The 19196-nt window shown below is 71.1% G+C and carries 17 protein-coding genes and 2 pseudogenes; 8 read left to right on the forward strand and 11 right to left on the reverse strand.

What is annotated here, in order from left to right; translation table 11 throughout:
• The first annotated feature begins 272 nt into the window (after positions 1-272).
• Positions 273-1679, forward strand: coding sequence for a nucleobase:cation symporter-2 family protein (locus ACWCXB_RS05260; RefSeq protein ID WP_450719187.1), 1407 nt, complete (start codon positions 273-275; stop codon positions 1677-1679).
• 101 nt (positions 1680-1780) lie between these two features.
• On the opposite strand, the gene ACWCXB_RS05265 is transcribed toward ACWCXB_RS05260, so the two are convergent.
• Both ACWCXB_RS05265 and ACWCXB_RS05270 read right to left on the reverse strand, forming a co-directional pair.
• Complete coding sequence (locus ACWCXB_RS05265; protein WP_450719189.1) at positions 1781-4204, reverse strand: polysaccharide lyase 8 family protein; 2424 nt, start codon at positions 4202-4204, stop codon at positions 1781-1783.
• A gap of 184 nt (positions 4205-4388) precedes the next feature.
• Positions 4389-5222, reverse strand: coding sequence for a chitosanase (locus ACWCXB_RS05270; RefSeq protein WP_450719191.1), 834 nt, complete (start codon positions 5220-5222; stop codon positions 4389-4391).
• A gap of 225 nt (positions 5223-5447) precedes the next feature.
• Here ACWCXB_RS05270 and ACWCXB_RS05275 point away from each other — a divergent pair, with 225 nt between their 5' ends.
• A complete protein-coding gene (locus ACWCXB_RS05275) occupies positions 5448-7223 on the forward strand; it encodes a peroxidase family protein (RefSeq protein WP_450719193.1) in 1776 nt (591 codons plus the stop codon).
• A gap of 101 nt (positions 7224-7324) precedes the next feature.
• On the opposite strand, the gene ACWCXB_RS05280 is transcribed toward ACWCXB_RS05275, so the two are convergent.
• The 4 genes from ACWCXB_RS05280 to ACWCXB_RS05295 all read right to left on the reverse strand — a co-directional run bounded on the left by ACWCXB_RS05280 (position 7325) and on the right by ACWCXB_RS05295 (position 10725).
• Complete coding sequence (locus tag ACWCXB_RS05280; RefSeq protein ID WP_450719195.1) at positions 7325-8425, reverse strand: catalase family protein; 1101 nt, start codon at positions 8423-8425, stop codon at positions 7325-7327.
• A 110-nt stretch (positions 8426-8535) separates the two neighbouring features.
• Positions 8536-9192, reverse strand: a complete 657-nt coding sequence (locus ACWCXB_RS05285) for a 3'-5' exonuclease (protein ID WP_450719197.1) — start codon at positions 9190-9192, stop codon at positions 8536-8538.
• A 112-nt stretch (positions 9193-9304) separates the two neighbouring features.
• Complete coding sequence (locus ACWCXB_RS05290) at positions 9305-9994, reverse strand: trimeric intracellular cation channel family protein (RefSeq protein ID WP_450719199.1); 690 nt, start codon at positions 9992-9994, stop codon at positions 9305-9307.
• 131 nt (positions 9995-10125) lie between these two features.
• A complete protein-coding gene (locus ACWCXB_RS05295) occupies positions 10126-10725 on the reverse strand; it encodes a TIGR03086 family metal-binding protein (protein ID WP_450719201.1) in 600 nt (199 codons plus the stop codon).
• Positions 10726-10899: 174 nt separating this feature from the next.
• Between ACWCXB_RS05295 and ACWCXB_RS05300 the strand changes: the two genes are divergently transcribed.
• Both ACWCXB_RS05300 and ACWCXB_RS05305 read left to right on the forward strand, forming a co-directional pair.
• Positions 10900-12939: a hypothetical protein gene (locus tag ACWCXB_RS05300; RefSeq protein WP_450719203.1), complete on the forward strand. Its 2040-nt coding sequence runs from the start codon at positions 10900-10902 to the stop codon at positions 12937-12939.
• A 131-nt stretch (positions 12940-13070) separates the two neighbouring features.
• Positions 13071-13994, forward strand: coding sequence for a fibronectin type III domain-containing protein (locus tag ACWCXB_RS05305; RefSeq protein ID WP_450719518.1), 924 nt, complete (start codon positions 13071-13073; stop codon positions 13992-13994).
• Between the two features lie 10 nt (positions 13995-14004).
• Here ACWCXB_RS05305 and ACWCXB_RS05310 read toward each other — a convergent pair whose 3' ends face one another.
• Positions 14005-14196 (reverse strand): hypothetical protein, encoded by a 192-nt coding sequence (locus ACWCXB_RS05310; RefSeq protein WP_450719520.1) that lies wholly within the window; start codon positions 14194-14196, stop codon positions 14005-14007.
• 73 nt (positions 14197-14269) lie between these two features.
• Positions 14270-15382, reverse strand: coding sequence for an NADAR family protein (locus ACWCXB_RS05315; protein WP_450719205.1), 1113 nt, complete (start codon positions 15380-15382; stop codon positions 14270-14272).
• Between the two features lie 476 nt (positions 15383-15858).
• Here ACWCXB_RS05315 and ACWCXB_RS05320 point away from each other — a divergent pair, with 476 nt between their 5' ends.
• The 3 genes from ACWCXB_RS05320 (at position 15859) to ACWCXB_RS05330 (ending at position 16887) form a co-directional block, all read left to right on the forward strand.
• Positions 15859-16092, forward strand: coding sequence for a DUF6186 family protein (locus ACWCXB_RS05320; RefSeq protein WP_450719207.1), 234 nt, complete (start codon positions 15859-15861; stop codon positions 16090-16092).
• A gap of 65 nt (positions 16093-16157) precedes the next feature.
• The gene (locus ACWCXB_RS05325; protein WP_450719209.1) at positions 16158-16487 is read left to right on the forward strand and encodes a DUF6256 family protein; all 330 of its coding nucleotides are present in this window, start codon (positions 16158-16160) and stop codon (positions 16485-16487) included.
• A 115-nt stretch (positions 16488-16602) separates the two neighbouring features.
• Positions 16603-16887: a SelT/SelW/SelH family protein gene (locus ACWCXB_RS05330; protein ID WP_450719521.1), complete on the forward strand. Its 285-nt coding sequence runs from the start codon at positions 16603-16605 to the stop codon at positions 16885-16887.
• Between the two features lie 93 nt (positions 16888-16980).
• Here the strand turns inward: ACWCXB_RS05330 and ACWCXB_RS05335 are convergent.
• Positions 16981-17157: pseudogene (locus ACWCXB_RS05335) on the reverse strand (malate synthase A); the annotation flags it as partial.
• 56 nt (positions 17158-17213) lie between these two features.
• A pseudogene (locus ACWCXB_RS05340) lies at positions 17214-17438 on the reverse strand (3'-5' exonuclease); the annotation flags it as partial.
• 899 nt (positions 17439-18337) lie between these two features.
• Here ACWCXB_RS05340 and ACWCXB_RS05345 point away from each other — a divergent pair.
• Positions 18338-18622 carry a hypothetical protein gene (locus ACWCXB_RS05345; protein ID WP_450719211.1) on the forward strand — a complete coding sequence of 95 codons (285 nt, stop codon included), beginning with the start codon at positions 18338-18340 and terminating at the stop codon, positions 18620-18622.
• Here ACWCXB_RS05345 and ACWCXB_RS05350 read toward each other — a convergent pair.
• On the reverse strand, positions 18606-19103 hold the full coding sequence (locus tag ACWCXB_RS05350; RefSeq protein WP_450719213.1) for a hypothetical protein: 498 nt from the start codon (positions 19101-19103) through the stop codon (positions 18606-18608). The genes ACWCXB_RS05345 and ACWCXB_RS05350 overlap by 17 nt on opposite strands.
• Positions 19104-19196 lie beyond the last annotated feature (93 nt).

The raw sequence follows: 19196 nt of genomic DNA on the forward strand, positions 1-19196 counted from the left end.
ACCCCCACCCCCCCGTGAGACCGCCCGTGGGGGACGCCCCCCGCCCGGCGGCCGTGGACCCGAGCGGGGTCCACGGCAACCGTCACCGGGGGGTGCGTGCGCCAAAGGTACGCACCCCCCGGGGCGGTGACTCGTGTCGCCACCCCATCGGCACGCTTTCTCTTGGGCGCACCACATCACGACGCACCACCTGCAGCACTTCGCACCACTCAGCACCACCTCCCTGACACCCACGTCACCGCCGATGTGTTACCCGACCGGAGGAACCGCCCGTGGCCGCACAGCCCAGGATTCAGCCCAATGCAGGCGCCGCCCCCGAAGACCGGAAGCACCCGGTCGACGAGACGCTCCCGCCGTTCAAGATGTTCACCAGCGGCCTGCAGCACGTGGCCGCCATGTACGCGGGTGTCGTGGCCCCGCCGATGATCGTGGGCCCCGCCGTGGGCCTCAGCGCCAAGGACACCGCGTTCCTGATGGGCGCCAGCCTCTTCACCGCGGGCATAGCCACCCTGCTCCAGACCCTCGGCTTCTGGCGGGTCGGAGCCCGCCTCCCCTTCGTCAACGGCGTGTCCTTCGCCGGAGTGACCCCGATGATCGCCATCGGCAAGGACCGCGGCTACGACGGCATGGCCGTCATCTTCGGCGCGATCATCGTCGCCAGTGTGCTGGGCTTCGTGCTCACCCCGTACTTCTCCCGGCTCGTCAGGTTCTTCCCACCCGTCGTCACCGGCACCGTCATCACCCTGATCGGGGTGTCCCTGCTCCCGGTGGCCTTCCGCTGGGCCCAGGGCGGCAACTCCGCCGCACCCGACTTCGGCTCGACGAAGAACATCGGCATGGCCGCGCTCACGTTCGTCATCGTGCTCGCGCTGCGGAAACTGCTGCGCGGCTTCCTGCAGCAGATCGCCATCCTGCTCGGCCTGGTCGCCGGTACGGTCCTCGCCATCCCCATGGGGATGACCGACTTCGACGCGTTGAGGAACGCGGATCCGGTCGGCTTCCCGACGCCGTTCCACTTCGGTGCCCCGCAGTTCGAGATCGCCGCGATCGTCTCCATGTGCATCGTGATGCTCGTCTGCATGACCGAGTCCACGGCCGACATGCTCGCCCTCGGCAAGATCGTGGACCGGCCCGCCGACGAGCGGATCATCGAGGGCGGCCTGCGCGCCGACACCCTGGGCAGCGCCGTCAGCCCGCTCTTCAACGGCTTCATGTGCAGCGCCTTCGCCCAGAACATCGGCCTGGTCGCCATGACCAAGGTGCGCAGCCGCTACGTCGTCGCGGCCGGCGGCGGCATCCTCGTCCTGCTGGGCCTGAGCCCGGTCGCAGCCTCCGTGATCGCCCTGGTGCCGCTGCCGGTGCTCGGCGGCGCGGGCATCGTCCTCTTCGGCTCGGTGGCCGCGAGCGGCATTCACACCCTGGCCGCGGCAGCGCTGGAGAAGGGCGAGAACGCGCTGATCGTGGCGGCCGCCGTCGGGGTCGGGCTGATCCCGATCGCGGCGCCGGAGTTCTACCACGCCTTCCCGAAGGACCTCCTGGTGGTGCTCGACTCGGGCATCTCGACCGGGTGCGTGGTGGCGATCGTGCTGAACGTGGCCTTCAACCACCTGGGGAAGAAGGCGATTTCGGAGCAGGAGGAGGCCACCGTGAGCGACAAGGAGAGCGTCGCGGTCCACTGATCCGCCGCCGCCGTCCGGCACACCGCCGGTGCCGCCGAAGGTTCCGGCGGCACCGGCGGTCCGGGTGAGCGCAGGAATCAGCCGCCGGTCGTCTGGACGATTCAGCCGAGCCTGACGGTGATCTTCTGGGTCGCACCCGAAGTGCCGCTGAGGTCGCCGAAGGTGAGCTTCAGCGAGGAGCCGGTGGTCGCGCCGGAGACCGTGCCCGGCTTGGAGATCACGGAGGCGACGGCACGGTTCCAGGTGAGCGTCAGCGACGTCTGCATCCGCATCGGGTCGGACACGCAGATCACCGCCGTGCCGTCGCTCTGCTCCCGGATCATCACCGCGCACGGCGCACTCGCCACCAGGTCGCCCACGGTCCCGCCGAACCAGAAGTTGACGCCGGTGAAGCCGAGGGAGTCCACCCGTACGCCCTGCTGGTCATTGGTGTTGGCGAGGATCCGGAGCCAGCCGGTGTCGGCCGCGCGCCCCGACGTCTGCGCGGTGCTCGCTCCCGGCATCAGCAGGTACGCGTACGTCGCGTTCCCCGGGGCGGTGCCGTGGTCGACGGACAGCGTGAGATAGCGGCGGGAGATCGCCGTGGTCGAACCGCCCTTGTTGATGTCGCTCCACCGGCCGGTGCGCTGCTCCCGCAGGGCCTTCAGCGTCGCGCCGCCGGGGAGGACGTAGCCGCCGAAGCCACTGATGTGCGCCCAGTCGGCGGCGGCCAAGGTGGCGGACCAGGGGAGGCCGGCCGGCTGGACCGTGCCGTCGACGGTCAGGGTGTGGTTCCCGGCCGCGCCGAGATTGCGGTTGTCGACGATCGTCTCGACGGCCGCGCCGTCCGTGCAGCTGATGCCGGCGCCCAGGCAGACGATCGTGTCGTCGAGACAGAACCAGGACTTCTTGGCCACCAGGGTGCTGGAGAGCCCCTTCAGATACTGGCCGAGGGCCGCATGCCGGCCGTCCGTCGCGCCGCCCACCCAGTTGACGTCCGGCCGGGACGCACCCCAGTCGCCGCCCGCCGCATCGGCCAGCGGCTTCCTGGAGACGGTGGTGCCAGGCAGCCGGTACGGATCGACCGTGGGCCAGAAGGCGTCCGAGTACTGCCCGTTGCCGTAGGTGTCGCCCCACCAGTAGAGCATTCCGTCGCCGGTGTGCCAGCCGCGCAGATTCTCGCCGTTGCCGGTCTCGTAGTACGTGATCCGCTTGGAGGCCATGCTGATCGACGCGGCCCAGCCCGGCCTGCGGTGGGTGGCCCGGTCCATGGCGGCGAACAGCCGGTGTCCGATGGGCTCGGCGATCGCGGAGACCGAGGTGTCGTTCTGCACGGCGGTGAGCCGGGCGAGCGCGGCCAGGCCCAGCGAGGCGTCGCTCGTCGCCGGGCTGTAGTAGCCGCGCTGCATCCAGCCCTTGACCAGACCGCGCCAGCGGGCGTTCTCGGTGCTGCTCGCGCCCTGCCCGAGCAGCACGATCGCGGCGAGGATGCCATGGCCACGGGTGTGGTCGTCCTGCTGGATCTGCTTGGGGTCGGCGGCCTGAACGCCGCGGCTGGGCGCCCGGCCCGAAACGCCGTCCATCATCAGCCCGTTGTAGAGGAACGGGGCCCAGGCACCCTCGACCGCGTCGAGGACGATCTGCCGGTCCGGGTCGGTGACGGCCCAGTTGGAGCCGCTGAGCAGAGCCATCAGCATGCCGATGCCGCCGAGCATGACGGCACCGTACGAGCCGGTGTACGGCACATAGGTGTGCTGGATGAACGATCCGTCGGCGTAGAGCCCGTCGCCCGTTGTGACATACGGGAAGACGGGCGAGAGCGCGTCCCGGGCGAGGGTGAGCTTCGCGGAGCTCTCGCCGACGACGCCGCGCAGCGCCAGGACGCGGCACAGGTCGACGCGGTTGGCGCCGGTGCTCGTGCCGGTGTAGCTCGCGACCGCCGAGTCCGGTACGAAGTGGTCCACGGCCGCGCAGTAGTGGGCGAGCTGCGTGGCCGACAGCTGGTCGTACATGAGCACGCAGACGTCGAGCAAGAGCTGCGGAGCGCCGATCTGCCAGCTCCACCAGTTGCCGTACCGCGTCCGGTTCTCGTTGTAGACCTGGGCGTAGAGGTGGTCGAGGCCGGTGAGGACGTCGGCCGCGAGGGCGGCGTTCCCGGTGAGGCCGGTCCCCTGGCGTACGTACGCCTCGGCCATGGTCCTCAGCCGGGCGTAACTGTCCACGATCCTCGCGGAGTAGCCGAACGACTCCTGGTCGGTGTCCGGCTCCGGGTCGGCGAAGACGAGATCGGGCCAGAGCGAGCCGCTCGTCGGGGCCATGGAATCGCGCCGGCCGGTGGCGGCGGCGCCGAGCTCGGCGAGTCTGGTCCTGAACGGCTCGGCGGTGGGGCTGAAGCCGGTGCCGAGGATCAGATCGCGCCAGGTGGCGCGGAGCGAGTCGTAGGCGTCGGCGGCCGTTGCGGCGTATGCCTGGCCGGGGACGGACAGGGCAAAGGCGGTGCAGCCGGTCGCGCGCAGGAAGCCGCGACGGGTCCAGGGAGTCATCATCGGGTCTCCGGAGCCGGGGGCATGGCGTTGCGAAGCAACCGGTTTCTAGCACCGCTGTGGTCAAGTGCTCAAGTAATTCAACCGAGTTGAGCGAATCGATCGTTTGGTCGTGTGCCGGAGGGCCGGGTGCCCGCGCGTGTGCGCGGTCACCCGGCCCTCCGTGTCCTGCCTGGTCGGTCGATGTTCAGTTGATGTGGAAGTGCTCGCCGTAGACGTGCCAGTCCAGCGGCGTGTCGAGGTTGAAGTTGTTCTTCCTGACGAAGACCCGCTGGGCCGTGTCGACCCGGCTGGTGTCCTCGTGCGCCTCCTCCTGCTTCATCGCCCAGACCCGGGCGTCCAGGAATGCGTTCAGGTACGTCTTCTCGTCGCCGCCCTGAGCCGGCGGCCTCGCCTTCGCGAGGGCCTTCCTGCGGATGCTGCTGAAGCTGGTGCTGTCACCGCCGTCGCCGTGCATGACGATGGCGTCGTAGTAGATGAACTGGCCGAGTACGCCGATGCCGTCGCTCTTGCCGCGCCTGACGGCCGGGTCGAAGTAGACCCGGTCGCGCTCGTCGTTCTGCGCACGCTTGAACTTCGGGTCCCGGGCGGCCTTCACCCAGTCCTTGGTGAAATCCGGGTCGAGACCCTCGTGCGAGTCGGTGCCGTCGACCTCGCGCAGCGCGGGCAGGTACCTGGCGAGGACGTTGCCCGGCTTGCGGTCGGTGTAGAGCTCGACCAGATCGAGCATGTCGCCGGTGCCGGAACAGAATCCGATGATCCCGGCGGTGTAGCCGCGGCCGTCACCGATGTCCTCGATGTACTTGTACTGCGCCTTCCAGTCCAGTGAGGAGTTCTCCGCGCTGGACACCAACTGCATGGCGATTTCCTTCTTCGCCGGGTCGTCGAGCCCGGCGGCCTGTGCCTCCGGGGGCTCCGGGGTCGCGCCCGCGGTGCCCGGCAGAGCCGTGAGGCCGAGCCCGAGCAGCGCGGCGGCCAGGACGGTACGTCGTGCGGTGGTGCTTCGGTGGGGGACGTGCACCTGTGACCTCCCAAGGAGTTCAGCGTTCCGCTGTTCTGTTAGGAACCTTTCCTATCAGAGTGCTGCGGGGGCGTACACCCCCTCACGTACGGCGGGATCCGGCCGTATCCGGCGGACGGCACAACCGGTCCCGGACGTATGACGTCGTACAGGGCAGACAGGGACGCATGACCGCCGCGCGGGACGAACCCCGCGCGATACGGGGGACAGAACCGGGGGCAGTACATGCACCGTCACCACCGTGAGAGCTACTACGTCGTCAACGAGGGTCGCGACGTCAAGGGGGGCCGCGACGTCAACGAGGGTCGCGAGGGGCGCATCCTCGAGCCGCAGCCGGGGGGAGAGCACGGCGCCTCGCGCGCCCCCACCGCCGAGGAGGAGCGGCGCGCCTTCCGCTTCTCGCGGATCGGCAAGCGCGGCGTGCGGATCAGCGAGGAGTTGCGGACCAAGCTGGCCGAGGCGATGACCACCGCCGCGGCGGGACCGGACCCCGACTCCGACGTGGACGGCGCGCCGGGGATCCCGGCCGGATTCACCTATCTCGGTCAGTTCGTCGACCACGACCTGACCCTCGACAACACCCGCGCCGCGCTCGGCGAACCGGTCCCGGACGAGGACCTGCGCCAGGGCCGCTCACCCGCCCTCGACCTCGACTCGGTCTACGGCCTCGGCCCCGACCACCGGTCGAGCGCTCATTTCTACGAGCCCGACGGAAGGCTCAAGGCAGGCACCTCGCTCGGCGTGCCGTTCCCGCCGGACTTCCCGCCCGCCAACACGGATCTCAAGGGCTTCGACCTGCCGCGGGCCGGCGAGAGCGTCGGCGGGACCCGCGCCGACCAGCGTGCCGCGCTCATCCCCGACGCCCGCAACGACGAGAACCTGGCCGTCGGCCAGCTCCATCTCGCCTTCATCCGGTTCCACAACGAGGTCCACGCGCACCTGGCCGCGAGCGGCGTGCCCGAGCCGCTGCTCTTCCGGGCCGCCCGCGACACCGTCGTCAAGCACTACCAGTGGGTGCTCCGCACCGACTTCCTGCCGCGGATCGTCGACCCGGAGATCGTCTCGCGCGTCTTCACGTACGGGCGCCGCCACGTCGACGCACCGGGGGAGTACCGGCCGGGCGCACGGCCCACGATGCCGCTGGAGTTCTCCGTCGCCGCGTACCGCCTCGGCCACAGCATGATCCGCGCGGCCTACCAGTGGAACCGGGTCTTCCGTACGGACGGACCGGGCGGCGCCGCGTCGCTCGCCCTGCTCTTCCGCTTCAGCGGTACGTCCGGAAACCTCACTCCGCCGACCGGGAACCCCGACGACCTCAGCGACCTCGACGACCCGCAGTCCGGCGAGAACCTGCGCCTGCCGAGCAACTGGATAGCCGACTTCCGCAGGCTCTTCGACTTCACGGAGGCGGGCCGCGACGATCTCGCCGTATCGGCGGCCGAGTTCAACCTTGCCAAGCGCATCGACACGCGGCTCGTCGACCCGCTCACCCTCCTCCCGACCGGCACCTTTGCGGGCCGCGGGCAGCCGGCCCCGCCGGCGATCCACCGCAACCTGGCCTTCCGCAACCTCGCCCGCGCCGACATGGTGGAACTCGCCACCGGACCCCAACTGGCCGCCGAAATGGGCATCGAGCCGCTCACCGCCGACCAGATCCTGGAGGGGGCGGGGAGCGGCGCGGACCTGTCCGCCCTGACCGATGACGAGCGCGCCGAACTGGTCGCCCACTCTCCGCTCTGGTTCTACGTCCTGCGCGAGGCGGAGACGAACCCGCGCCACCCCGGCCGCCTCACCGGAGTCGGTGGCCGTCTCGTCGCCGAGGTCTTCCACCGGGCGATGGAGGGCAGCCGCACCTCGATCGTCCGTCACCCCGACTGGCGCCCGAGCCTGCCCGCCGCGCGCCGCGACGCCTTCACGATGGCCGACCTGCTCCTCTTCGCCTTCGACGGCGACGCGGACCAGCTCAACCCGCTGGGGGACGGCCCGATCCCGGCGTCCTGAAGGGCGTGGCTGGGCCCGGGCTCCCGGGCCCGGCTCCCGGGCCGGGCTCCCGGCGCGGGACCCCGGCCCGGGAGCCCCGCCCGGGACCTCGGCTGTGCAGGTCAGCCCAGGAGTTCGGCGCTGCTCGCCGGCTCCTGGCGCGGCTGCCCGTTGAGGCGGTGCCGCTCGACCGAGGAGCGGCGGTACACCTCCTCGCGCACGCGCTGGATCTCACCGATGGGGCGGTGGTCCTCGCGCGTGCGCCACGGGGTGATCGACGTGCCGTCCGCGGCGGTGAGATTCTCCTCGCCGCCGATGTGCTGGCGTGGAAGGTCGATCCGGGCCACCGTCACCCACGGCGAGAGCTGCTCAGGCCACTCGACCGAGGTGTTGTCCACGGGCATCCGCGCGAGGTCGGCGTTGAGCTGCACCTGAAGCTCGAAGGCGTGCTCCCGCAGGGCCGCCTCGGCCACGAGCGTGTTGCGGAAGGCCTCGCCGTCGGCCCGCACATCGACGTCGAGGTGCGTGACGGGGGAGACCGGGACCGTGCGGATCTTGGCGATGTGGTCGCCGTACCGGAAGGCGCCCATGCTGTTGTACGTGTACGAGAGCAGGTTCCGCCGCGGGACCTGGGTGAACGAGAGCATGGCGAACAGCTCGTCCCACAGCCACTCGTCCGCCGTCGCCAGCGAACCGCGCCGGGTCAGGAACTCCCCCATCCACGACTTCCGCCGCGCCGGGTTCACCAGAGCGTCCGGCAACTCGGCGAAGAGCTCCTCGATGACCATGTAGTCGTAGGCCGTGTTGGCGAAGAAGACCTTGTTGTTGATCAGGTTGAGGTCGAAGGTCGTGGCCTCCGCCTCGTCCGCCAGCAGGGAGTCGCCGGGGACTCCGAACATCTTGATCCCCATGCCGCAGGCCGCCCCGAGCAGGGAATCCGCGCGCAGATGCCCGAGCCCGTTGGAGTAGCGCACGACCGCGTCGTACGTGGCGGGGAAGGCGAAAATCCCCTGGGCGTACGACTCCTGGATCTCACTCACCGTGACCGTTGCCTTCAGTAGGCCGTAGGTCTTGCCGTGCGCTGTGCGGACCGCACGCCCCACGCCCTGCCGCTCGACCGATTCACGGGTGCGGCGTGCGACATTGCGCACGACCTCGTCCAGCTCCTGCTGGTGGGTGGGGCGTTCGACGGGGTTGTAGGCCTCGTACCGGGTGAAATCCATCGCAGGCTCTCCTTCTCGCTCGCTGTTCCCGGCAAGAAATCTAGTGCCCTATTTAGTTGTGCACAACGTAACTGATTGTGAGGCTCCCCACTCGGCTGCAGCCTCTCGGCTCAGCTCACCGGCCCCGGAGGGCGTCCCGGATCCCACAGCATGAGGTTGCTGAACAGCTCCGCCTGCTCGATCGCGTCGTCCAGCGCGTGATGAGTGTGCCGTCGCCGCGAGAGCACCTCGCGCGGCATCGCTCCCTTGGCGACGGCACGCAGCGGCAGCCGGGCCTTCGTGGCGTACAGGGTCTTCATGTCCAGACACCCCGAGTGGCCGAACGCGCTCGCGCCGGTGAACCGGATCAGATACCAGTACAGGAACGTCCAGTCGTACGAGGCCGGATAACCGCACATCACCGGCTGGGCTCCCGCGCTCACCTCGCGGACCCAGTCGGTGAACGCGGCCATGGCGGTGGCCGGTTCGCTGCCGTTCTGGATCAGCCGGTCCCGGTCCAGCCCGCTCACCGCGAGCGCCTCGGGGACGAACTCCTCGCTGATCGGCCGCAGCTCGCGATAGAAGGTGTGCGCCTCGGGGTCCTCGGCCGGGACGTATCCGTCCGCGTCCTGCCGCCCCGCCACCGCCGCACCGAGGCTGATCATCGAGTACGGGCCCGGGATCGGGCCGTCGGCCTCGATGTCGACGGAGATGTAGAGGCTGGGCTTCACACGGCGTGATGACGCACGTGTCGTACGTGGGGACGGCGGCGGGGTGGACGAAGACATGGGGGAAGCCTGGCAGGACGGGGGACCGCGGGCCACCGGGTTTCGTCCCCGCCGGAACGCGACGACGGGGAGCGCCACCCTGGGCGCGCTGCTCGCGTACGCCGCTTTTCTGTCACCCGGTTCCGGTTCGCTGCCCGGTCGGCCGGGGAGCCGGAGGTGTCTCGCTGTTCCAGGCGAGGGGGCCGCGCCAGCCGTAGCGCAGGGCCAGCAGCCGGAGCGCGAACGTGGCCAGCATGGCGGCGGCGCTGCTGATCGGCCCCAGCAGCCCGAACTGGAGCAGCACGGCCACGGCTCCGGCCCCGAGCACGGAAGGCAGCGCGTACATCTCGCGGTCGCGGCGGAGCAGGGAGGGGATCTCCCCCGCGAGAAGGTCGCGCAGGACACCGCCGCCCACCGCGGTCGCGACCCCGATCGCGGCCGCGTGGAACGGCTCGATGCCCCACACGGCGGCCTTCACCGTGCCGGACACGGAGAACAGCCCGAGCCCCGCCGCGTCGACGACCTGGACGGCACCGCCGATGCGGTTGATCGCCGGGTGCAGGAAGAAGACCACGGCGGCGGCGACGAGCGGGGTGATGAAGTAGCCCATGTCCCGGAAGGCGGCGGGCGGGACGTCGCCGATGACGAGGTCGCGGAAGATCCCGCCGCCCAGCGCGGTGATCTCGGCGAGGGCCGCGATGCCGAAGACGTCGAACTTCTTGCGGACGGCCACCAGAGCCCCGGTGACGGCGAAGACGAAGATGCCCGAGAGGTCCGCCACCGTGTGCACCGAGTGGTCGAAGATCTCGTACTCCTGCGACACTCCCGATCTCTTCCTGCGGCGGGCGGCGTGGAAGCTCCGCCATTGGGGCGACCGTCGTCGGGGGTCAGGGCGATCGCCGTCGGGGCCACCGCCATCGCCGCGAGGCGGTCCTTCTTCGCCGGCGCCTCCAATCAGCGCGTGGCGTCCTCCGCGGTCCAATCAGGGCTCCGCCCGCTCAGCCCGACGACCCGGTCGAGCAGCGGCGCGTCGTCCGGGACCGGCACGACCGGGCCGAACATGCCGTCGCGGCTCGGGTCGTCCCCGGCCGGCTTCAGCAGTCCGTACGACACGGTCAGGCTCGCCTCGTCCGGGTCGTAGCCCTGGCCCGTGGCGCGGGCCAGGTCCCAGCCGTGGACGAGGAGCTCGTTGAGGGCCACCCGCCCCGCGATCGCGGCCGGGAGCGTGACGCCGCCGGCCTGGGTGTCGCCGTCCCAGGCGCCCGGAGCGCGCCACGCCGTCACCAGCTCGTCGAGGAGGCGGGGAAGTTCCGTACGCCAGTCGTCCTCCAGGACCCACTCGACCGTGCCGGGATCGGTGCCGGTCGTCGGCCCGAAGTCCTTGCGGGCGGCGTCACGGAAGGCCGTCGACAGCCCGACGATATGGGCGAGGAGCTCCCGTACGGCGTATGCGGGACACGGGGTCGGATCCCCGAGCTGCGCGTCGTCGATGCCTTTGGCCAGCCGCGCCATGTCCGCCGCGACCGGACCGAGGTCCACATGGTTCGTCTCCATGAAAAGGCAGACCTTTCCGCGTACGGAAACTCATCGCCTGCCCGATCCTCCGTTCCTCCGTCCAGGGGCCGCCGACCCCGCGGCGGTGACACAGAGCCCACGGTGATCACCCGATCGGGCCATCCGCACGTGGCAGGACAGACGAGTCGCACATGGCACCCATACGCTCCCGAGGTGACCCGTACCACCCCCATCGCTGCCCTGAACACCGGCCTCGACGATTTCCTCGCCTGGGCCGAGACGGAGCGGGGAGCCGCTCCGCCCGCGCGTCCCGCCGACGCCGTGCTCACGTTCCTTGCCCTGCGCGGCGCGGACGGCAGGGCGGGCGTGCCCGAGCCGACGCCGCAGCTGCTGATCCGCGTCCTGCTCGAGGACCTGCCGGGGCTGCTGTGGGCCACGCCGGAGGAACGCGCCGCCATGCCGGACCTGCTCACGGCACTCGCCGACCGGGTCAGGGCGGGCAACCGGCTCAACGCCAAGCGCCACGCCCGACTGCTCGCCGCCGTCGAGGACGTGATGCCGGAGTTCGAGCGGGCGATGACCGATCCGCGGAACCTGACGTGGCCCCGCTGGTACGCGTCACTGCTGCGGGCGGACGGGGTCGACGCGGACGACGCCGCTGCCGTACGCACCTGGCTCGCGGCGCACTCGGAGACCCCCCACGCGGACCGCCCACACCTCCCGTCACCGCTGCACCGCTCCGCCGTCGTGGCCCGTACGCTCGCGGCCAGGGCCGTCCTCACCGAGGCCCTGCTCGTGCAGGACCCTGCTGCCGGCCCGGACCAGCTGGAGCGGCTCGCGGCGGAGCTGACCGACCGCTGGACCGCCTCCGGCCTCAGCGACGCACTCGCGGGCCCGTACGCCGAGCTCGCACCGGGTCCGGAAGACCTTCCGCATCTCGCCCTCGCGGACCGCATGCTCGACGAGCACCTCGACTACTTCGCCGACTCCGGCATCCCGCTCCCTCCGCCGCCCGCGCTGCCGGCCCCGGACGAGATCCGGGCCCTGCTCCACGCGGCCCCGCTCCCCGCGGCCCTCGCGGCGGGAACGGCAGGCGACGACCTGCGTGAACTCGCCGAGCACTGCGGATTCCCCGGCCCGGCGAACACCGTCTGGACCGAGGGAACCCCGGAGGAGCTGACCGAGCTCGGCGCCGACATCCTCGCCGCGTTCGTCGAGCGCATCCCCGCCGCCGCCGACCCCGACCAGGAGTACACCCTCGATGCGGCGCACATCCTCTACGCCCTCTACGAGCGCGGCAGCACCCCGGACTCGGTGGCCCGCAAGGCCGCCGACATCGCCGGCTGGAAGGTCGCCCCCGGGCTGGAGGAACTGCCGGTCCCCGTCCCGGACTCGGCCACCGCCTCCTACTCGACCCCCACGACAGCCGAGCTCGCCGGCCTCCTGGCCCTCCCGGGCCTGACCGACGACGACCGCACCGAACTCGACGCCCACGCCCGTGCCCTGGCCGACCTCGTCGACCAACTCTCCGAGACCGGCTGTGTCTTCCGCACCGGAGACGCATACGGCCTCACTCCGCTCGGCAGCGCCGTCCTGCGCCACATCCTGACCGCGGGCGAGGTCGCCGCCCCCGACCAGGAGACCGTCGCCGCCTGGGACGCCACCGAGACCCTCGCCGCCGTCCAGAACTGGCCCCCGGCCATCGCCACCGCCACCCTGACCGCCTGGACCACGGCCCGCGGCGGCACGGACGCGGCCTGGACCGAACTGCTGACGGCCGTCTCCGCCGCCAAGTCCGCGGACTTCCCGCACACGGCCACTCCGGCGCTGTTCGCCCACCTCGACGCCGCCGGCGTCCCGTCCACCGCGCTCCGCACGGCCCTGTCCGACCCCGTCACCGGCGCCTACGCCCACCGCCTCCTGACCGCCCGCCACGAGCCGGCCGCCGAAGACCTCGTCCCCCTCACCGCCCGCGCGACCCTCCTCCTCGAAGACCTGGACCGCCTCTGGACGGAGGACATGCGCGCCTTCGTCACGGCCGCCGCCGAGAACCGCGAACCCGACCCGGTCCCCACGGCGCTCCTCGACGCGTTCGACGCGGCGGCGGCCGGATGGCCGGGCGGTGCCACGGCTCTCGTCCGCGCGCTGGCCGAGGCGGACCCGCCCACCTCCTTGCGCGTCCTGCACGAGCTGCGTGACCGCCATCCGGAGCGGGCGGTGAAGGACGCGGCGACGCACGCGCTGAAGAGCTGAACGCAGCCGCTGTTGGGCCACGGCTCTTGTACGTGGTCGCACGTTGTGCCATACAGGTCTGGACCATTGCTCCGTCGGACGGAGGCAGCCCTGTGAAACGCGCCCTGGAATTGGCCGTGTTGACCGCATCGATGTGCACCGCCGCCGCACTGCTCACCGCCTGCGGTGAGCAGGAGGCCAAGGACACCCGCAGCCCGTCCGTACCGAGCGGCGTCACCGCCCAGGCCGGCAGCGGCACTTCCGTGCACGTCATGTGGGAACGGTCCGCCGACGACCGAGGCGTCACCGCGTACGAAGTCTTCCGCGCCGGCACGAAGGTGAAGTCCGTCCCCGCCACCAAGCACATGATCGACATCGACGGCCTGACCCCGTCCTCCGCCTACACCTTCACCGTCCGGGCCGTCGACGCCGCCGGCAACGCCTCACCGCACAGCGCATCGATCCCCGTGACGACCCTCGCCCCGGCGGCCGAGGACAGCCGCTCCCCGAGCACCCCCGGCCCCCCGAAGGGCCGGGCCGAGGGAGCCCGAACGGTGACCCTGAGCTGGGGTGGGTCGAGCGACGACACGGCCGTGACGTCGTACGACATCTACCAGGCCGACTCCCGCATCCACACCGTCCCCGGCACCACGACCACCGCCCGCATCACCGGCCTGCGCCCCGGCACCGTCTACACCTTCACGGTCCGCGCCCGCGACGCGGCGGACAACTCCTCCCCGGACAGCGCGACCGTCGACCTCACGACCGCATCCGCCCCGGGCGCCGGCCCGAGCACGGCTCCCACCGACCTGAGGGCCACGGCCCGCAAGGGCACCGTCGACCTGACCTGGACCCCACCGAAGACGGGCGCCCCGGTCAAGGAACACCAGCTCTTCCTCAACGGAAAACTGGCCACCACCATCGTCTGGGGCGCCCAGCCCCCGCCCGGCCGCGCGCACTACACCTTCACCGTCACCGACGAGCCGGGCACCCGCTACTCGGTCAAGCTCCGCGCGAAGCTCCCGGACGGGAACTGGGGGGACTTCTCGGCGCAGCGCACGGTGGTGGTCGGCTGAGGCAGTGGGTTCAGAGACGCCTGTGGGCATTCCGTTCTGCGGCGGCATGCCACCAGCCCGGCGGAGAGGGCCCGTCGACCTTGGCGGTCGGCTGGTCGGGGTGCAGGCCGAGCCGGCGCAGTGCGTCGGCTGGGATACGGACGCCGAACCACCCGTGCCAGTGTCCGTCGGAGCCGACGCCGCAGGTCAGATCCGCTTGGATATCGCTCGGCCGGGGAGCCGGTCAGTCTCGACCGGGCGGCACACCGGCCGTCGGCACCAGGCGTCCCGGCCCGTCAGATGATCCCGGCCCGCTGTGCGTGCATTTCGGCGCGGACGAGTTCGAGGAGGCGACCGGTCCAGTTCCTGCCGCGGCCAGCGTTGTCGCCCCAGAAGCCGGAGTCGGCGTCATCGTAGACGAGTGTCGCGTCGCCCGTCGCCAGGAGGATCTCGGCCAGCTCGGGGTGCTGGGTGTACTTGGCCCGCAGCAGGCCGGTCATGACAGCGATCCTGGCCTGTTCCCAGCCGTCGCGGCGGCTGGCGTCGGCGGCCGCCCGACGGGCCGCGAAGGGGGTGTCGGCGCCCGTGATCGCGGCCCGGGCGTCGGGGTCGGCGGTCGAGAGCGCCCAGTACGCGTAGGTGACGGAGGGATAGGTGCCACCGTCGATGTCGATGGGTGCCGGGTAGTCGTTGCGCAGGGCTTGCGTGCCCGGGTCGTCCGACGGCTTCAGTGGATACGACTGGTACAGCTGGATCGCGGGCGCCGCCGGGGTCGCCGGTCCGTCCGCCGGGACCCGTGAGGCCCCTTCGGTGATCCACTTCGCGCGGTCCTCGAAGTAGGCGACCGCATCGTCGTACGCCTCCTGCGTGACGGGCTCGTCCGGCCAGTCCTCCACCTGCCCGCCCGGCCCGGCCACCAGGACCTTGAGCGGCCAGTCCTTCAGGTCCATGTCGCCGAGCGCGCAGTGGCGCTGGGTCCTGGGGATGGCGAGGTAGACGGCGCGGGCTGCGGCCCGTTTCTCCTCGGTCCGGTCGGCGAGAAACACGTCAACAGCGGCCAGGCACCGCTCCGTCGAATCCGGGCGGCCGTTCAGCTGGTCGATGGTGTCCCGCACTTCGGCGAGCAGCAGTTCGGGGGTGAGCCAGGTGCGCGGCTCGCCGAACCGCCAGGCTGCCAGCTCGTGGCCGGACGCCCTGCCGCCGTCCGGGAGCTCGGTGGCGACCCAGCCGCTGCGCAGCTTCTCCTCGAACTCGTCGAGGGTGACCAGTCCCCAGCAGTCGATGAGTCCGTCCGCGTAGATGAACAGGTCGGTCAGGTGGTAGTCGCCGTTGCGGATGAAAGCGTGCCGCCAGGTCCCGGGTACGCGTATGCCGTCAGCCATGCGGTAGGTGATCCGTTTGCCGATCATCGCGACATTGTGCCGGACCTGCCCGTCGGGCCGCCGGTGCATTGTGCTCCGCCGTCCCGTGCCGAGGTGGGCGCGCGTCGCCCCTGCCGCAAGCATGTCGAGCGAGGCAGGGGCGTCTGTATGCGGAACGTGACCGTTCCCGCTGCCCGATCGTGTAACCGGGTTCCGTCGGCGGTACCCGATATACGTCGCAGCGCGGCGGTTCGGCGATCTGCGGACGTGCGGGGCGGCGAGATCGCGGCCCCGCGCCACGCCGGTCGGACATGTGGGACGGCCGCCCGCCATCGAGGACCGGGCGCAGTGGGCGACGGGCACGGTGAGGCCGGCTTGGAGCAGGCCGGCGGTGAGGGGGCGTCGCCAAGCGGCAACGGTGCCCGAACGTCGTCGTATCCCCCATTCCGCAGGCGGCGTGACGCATGATCGACCAGGCTGCCCCCGGAGGACAGCCGGCTGAACGTGAGCGAGTGGAGGTCGGCATGACAGAGCATCCGGTGATCGGGTACCTCGTCTGGGCGGTTCTGTTCGGTGCCCTGTTCGCGTGGGAAGGGCTGGGGCTCATCCAGAGGGGCGACTCCTTCCCGACCCTCAGCGATGCGCTGCGCGCGATCATGCGGTATCCGGTGGGGCGATGGGCGTTGTTCGCGTTGTGGCTGTGGTTCGGCTGGCACGCCTTCGTACGTGGCTGGCACTTCCTGCTCAGGGACGCATAGCAGGGCCGCGAACACCCACCCGGAGGGCGCGCCCCATGCTTCCCACTCACCTGAACCTAGCCATCATGCTCGGCGGCTACCTGGTTCTGATGGGCGTTCTCGCCTTCGGCCTGCGCATCCAGCACCGGGAAGACCGGCGGGGCGAAGGACGGTTGCCCCCCACGACGAGGCGCGGCTGGCCCGCACTGACCAGGCTTGTGGCCGGTACCGCCGTCGGTGGGTATCTGCTGCTGATGGCGCTGGTGGTCGGCTATTACTACGGTGTGCTCCGCGTCAGCGGCCGGTTTGTGCTGAGCGCCGTGACGGGCTGTGCGGCCCTCATCGGGATCGCCCTGCCGGTTTTCCTCGCCGCGTCATGGCTGGTGGAGCGGCGGCGGAAGCCGCCCGTTCAGTGAGGTCCGCACAGAGCCGTCAGAATGGACCGCACCACGAGTGTCCGGCAGCCGCCCGGTATCTCCCCATCGAGCAGCCGAAAGGTGGCCTCGTCCCGTGAATCCGTTCACCCCGCCCCTGGGCACCGGTCACCGGGTCCAGATCGAGTACTGCACCCAATGCCGCTGGCTGCCGAGAGCCGCGTGGCTGGCCCAGGAACTGCTCACCACCTTCGAGGCAGAGCTGGAGGATCTTTCACTCAAGCCCGGAACCGGCGGTGTCTTCACCGTTCGCGTCGACGGAGAGATCGTGTGGGACCGGCGGGAGCAGGGGTTCCCGGAGCCGACGGCCGTCAAGCGGCTGGTCCGGGACCGGGTCGCACCGGGGCGGACCCTTGGGCACACGGACAAACCGGACAAGTAGCGAGCCGAAATGCCGCCGCCCCCGGTGCTGTGCGGTACTAGGGGGCGGCGGCGTGAGGCGGGAGTGCTGCTCGGCCGCTGTGCGGTCAGCCGACAGCTGCTCGTACGCCGGCAGCGTCAGGAAGTCCGCGTAGTCCGCGTCCAGCGCGACGTGCAGCAGCAGGTCGTGGGCCTGCTGCCACTTGCCGGCCGCGAAGGCCTCCTCGCCGATCTCCTCGCGGATCGCGGCGAGTTCCTCGGCCGCGACCTTGCGGGCCAGCTCCGGAGTCGCCGTCCGCAAGAGCGGCGTCGAGAATGCCTCACGCGCGTTGATTGGGGATGCGTTTCTCATGCGGTCAGCAGTGGCTCCAAAAACTGGCTCGGCGAGCCGTGCCAGAAGATGTCGAGACTGTCCCGCGCACGCGTGGCCGCGACGAAGAGCAGTGACCGGGCCCGCTGCATCTCGCGGCGGTGGCGCAGGGCGTCGGCAGACCGCAGCTGGAGAATCGCTTCGCGTGGCACGAGGCCCTGCGTCACCCCGGCGATGATCATGCGCTGGTATTCCAGCCCCCGGCTCGTCGGGGTCGAGCAGCTCCAGCACGGCCTCCCAGCCGTCGGTCCCCCTCGTTGCCGGAGCCTCCTCGACTCCAGGGGCCGCCACTGCGGCGGCCAGGGGCGGCTCCTGGGCCGCTGCGACCGTTGGCCGTTCCTCGACGAGCGTGACGCGGGTCGACTCCAGCCAGCCCGCCCCGCCCGCGACGGAGAACTCCTGGGCCGAGAAACCGTCCAGCAGACTTGTCGTCAGCTGGGCACTGTCTCCACCGCTCTGCTCCAGGAACTGCAGCAGATTGCTCCAGTACAGCCAGGCCCGCCAGCGCTTCTTGTGACGGTCCTCGTCGGACACAGCCGCCTCGGAGTCGTCGAGGACGGTGACCGCGGACCACACGGGGGGAGTCCGCCGCCCGTCGGCGGTGGCCACCACCCGGCAGGCGGACGCGTCCGTCGCGGCGAGCAGACGTACCTTTCCGGGCTGCGCCTGTGGGGGTCGCCCGCGCAGCGCCGCCTCGATCTGCTCGCCGACGGTGTCCGCCGAGACGACAGCAGCATCGGCGCCCGCTCCGGTCAGGCCTGCGACAACGGCCTCCGTCCGCGCGAGCCATCCGCCCGCGTCCGGAGCCCGCAGATAGGCGATCAACGTGTCCGCCCGGGTTGACCCACGCCCTCTCGGCGAGTTCACTCGGCAGGGCGCCGCGCACCTTGGCGTAGTACGCACGCGCCTGGGCACATGCCTGCTCGCCGTAGGGCCGCCACACGGGATCGGCTGGGACGGCTGCGGAGTAGCCCGCTTCCCGTACGCGGGTGCGCCACTCCTTCACGTCGTAGTAGGTCAGCTGGAAGACACGCACACCGTCGGCACGCAGCAGTGCCCGCTTGGTGGCGTCGTCGGCGAGGCGGTTGTGCTTCGTGCTCGCATGGAACTCGTAGCCGTCCAGATACAGGGCGAGGCGCGGGCCCGGGGCATCGAGCCGCTCGAAGAGGACGTCGGGCCGGGTACCGTCCAGGACACGCTGCTGGGGCACCCGCCACCGCAGGACGGCGCCGTCCTCCGCAGTGAGCCGGAGGTCCAGCGAGTACGTCCCTGCGGCTGTCGTGTATGCGTCGGCAGCGGCCCGGGAGTCGGGCTGAGCTGCCCAGTCCTTGAGCGTCTCGACGCACATGACCTCCAGGTCGGACTCGGCCTCAGCAGGCAGCGGTGACAGCCGTCCTGACCCTTCTCGATGCAGGGGCAGCTCTCGATGACGTCCAGGGCCGCCACCAGCACCTCGCGGAAGGCGTCTGCGGACGCGAGCCGGTGCAGATGCCCGTCCCGCCAGGGAGGCGGTCGTAGACGACGAGGAAGCGTCGCGTCCAGTCGGAGTCGCCGCCGTCGGGCATGGAGGCGGCCGCGATGTCGATGTGGTCGGCGTCGCCGCCGTAACGGGCGGCGATACCGGCGAACATCGCCGCAGTGAAAGAGGCGAGCCGCTCCCGGGCGCGGGCGACCGACGCGGGCAGGAGGATCCGGACCGCCTCGGTGTCCAGCTCGTGCGCCAGCAGCAGCGGCAGATCCTGCCCCTTGTCCTGCTCGTCGCCATTGCCTTTCGTCCGCCGACGCGGACACCCCAGCAGATGGTGTGCACTGGCCTTGGTACTGGCGGCGAGAGAATCGGTGAGCGCGTCCTGCGGCTTGTCCGCCACGGGGCGCCCGTCGGCGGTTGCACCACCACAACTGGCGCACACGTAGAACGGGTTGATGCGAACGTCGTCCCCGCGAGGGGAACCGTGCTGCTG

This window comes from Streptomyces sp. NPDC001514 (assembly GCF_053597075.1).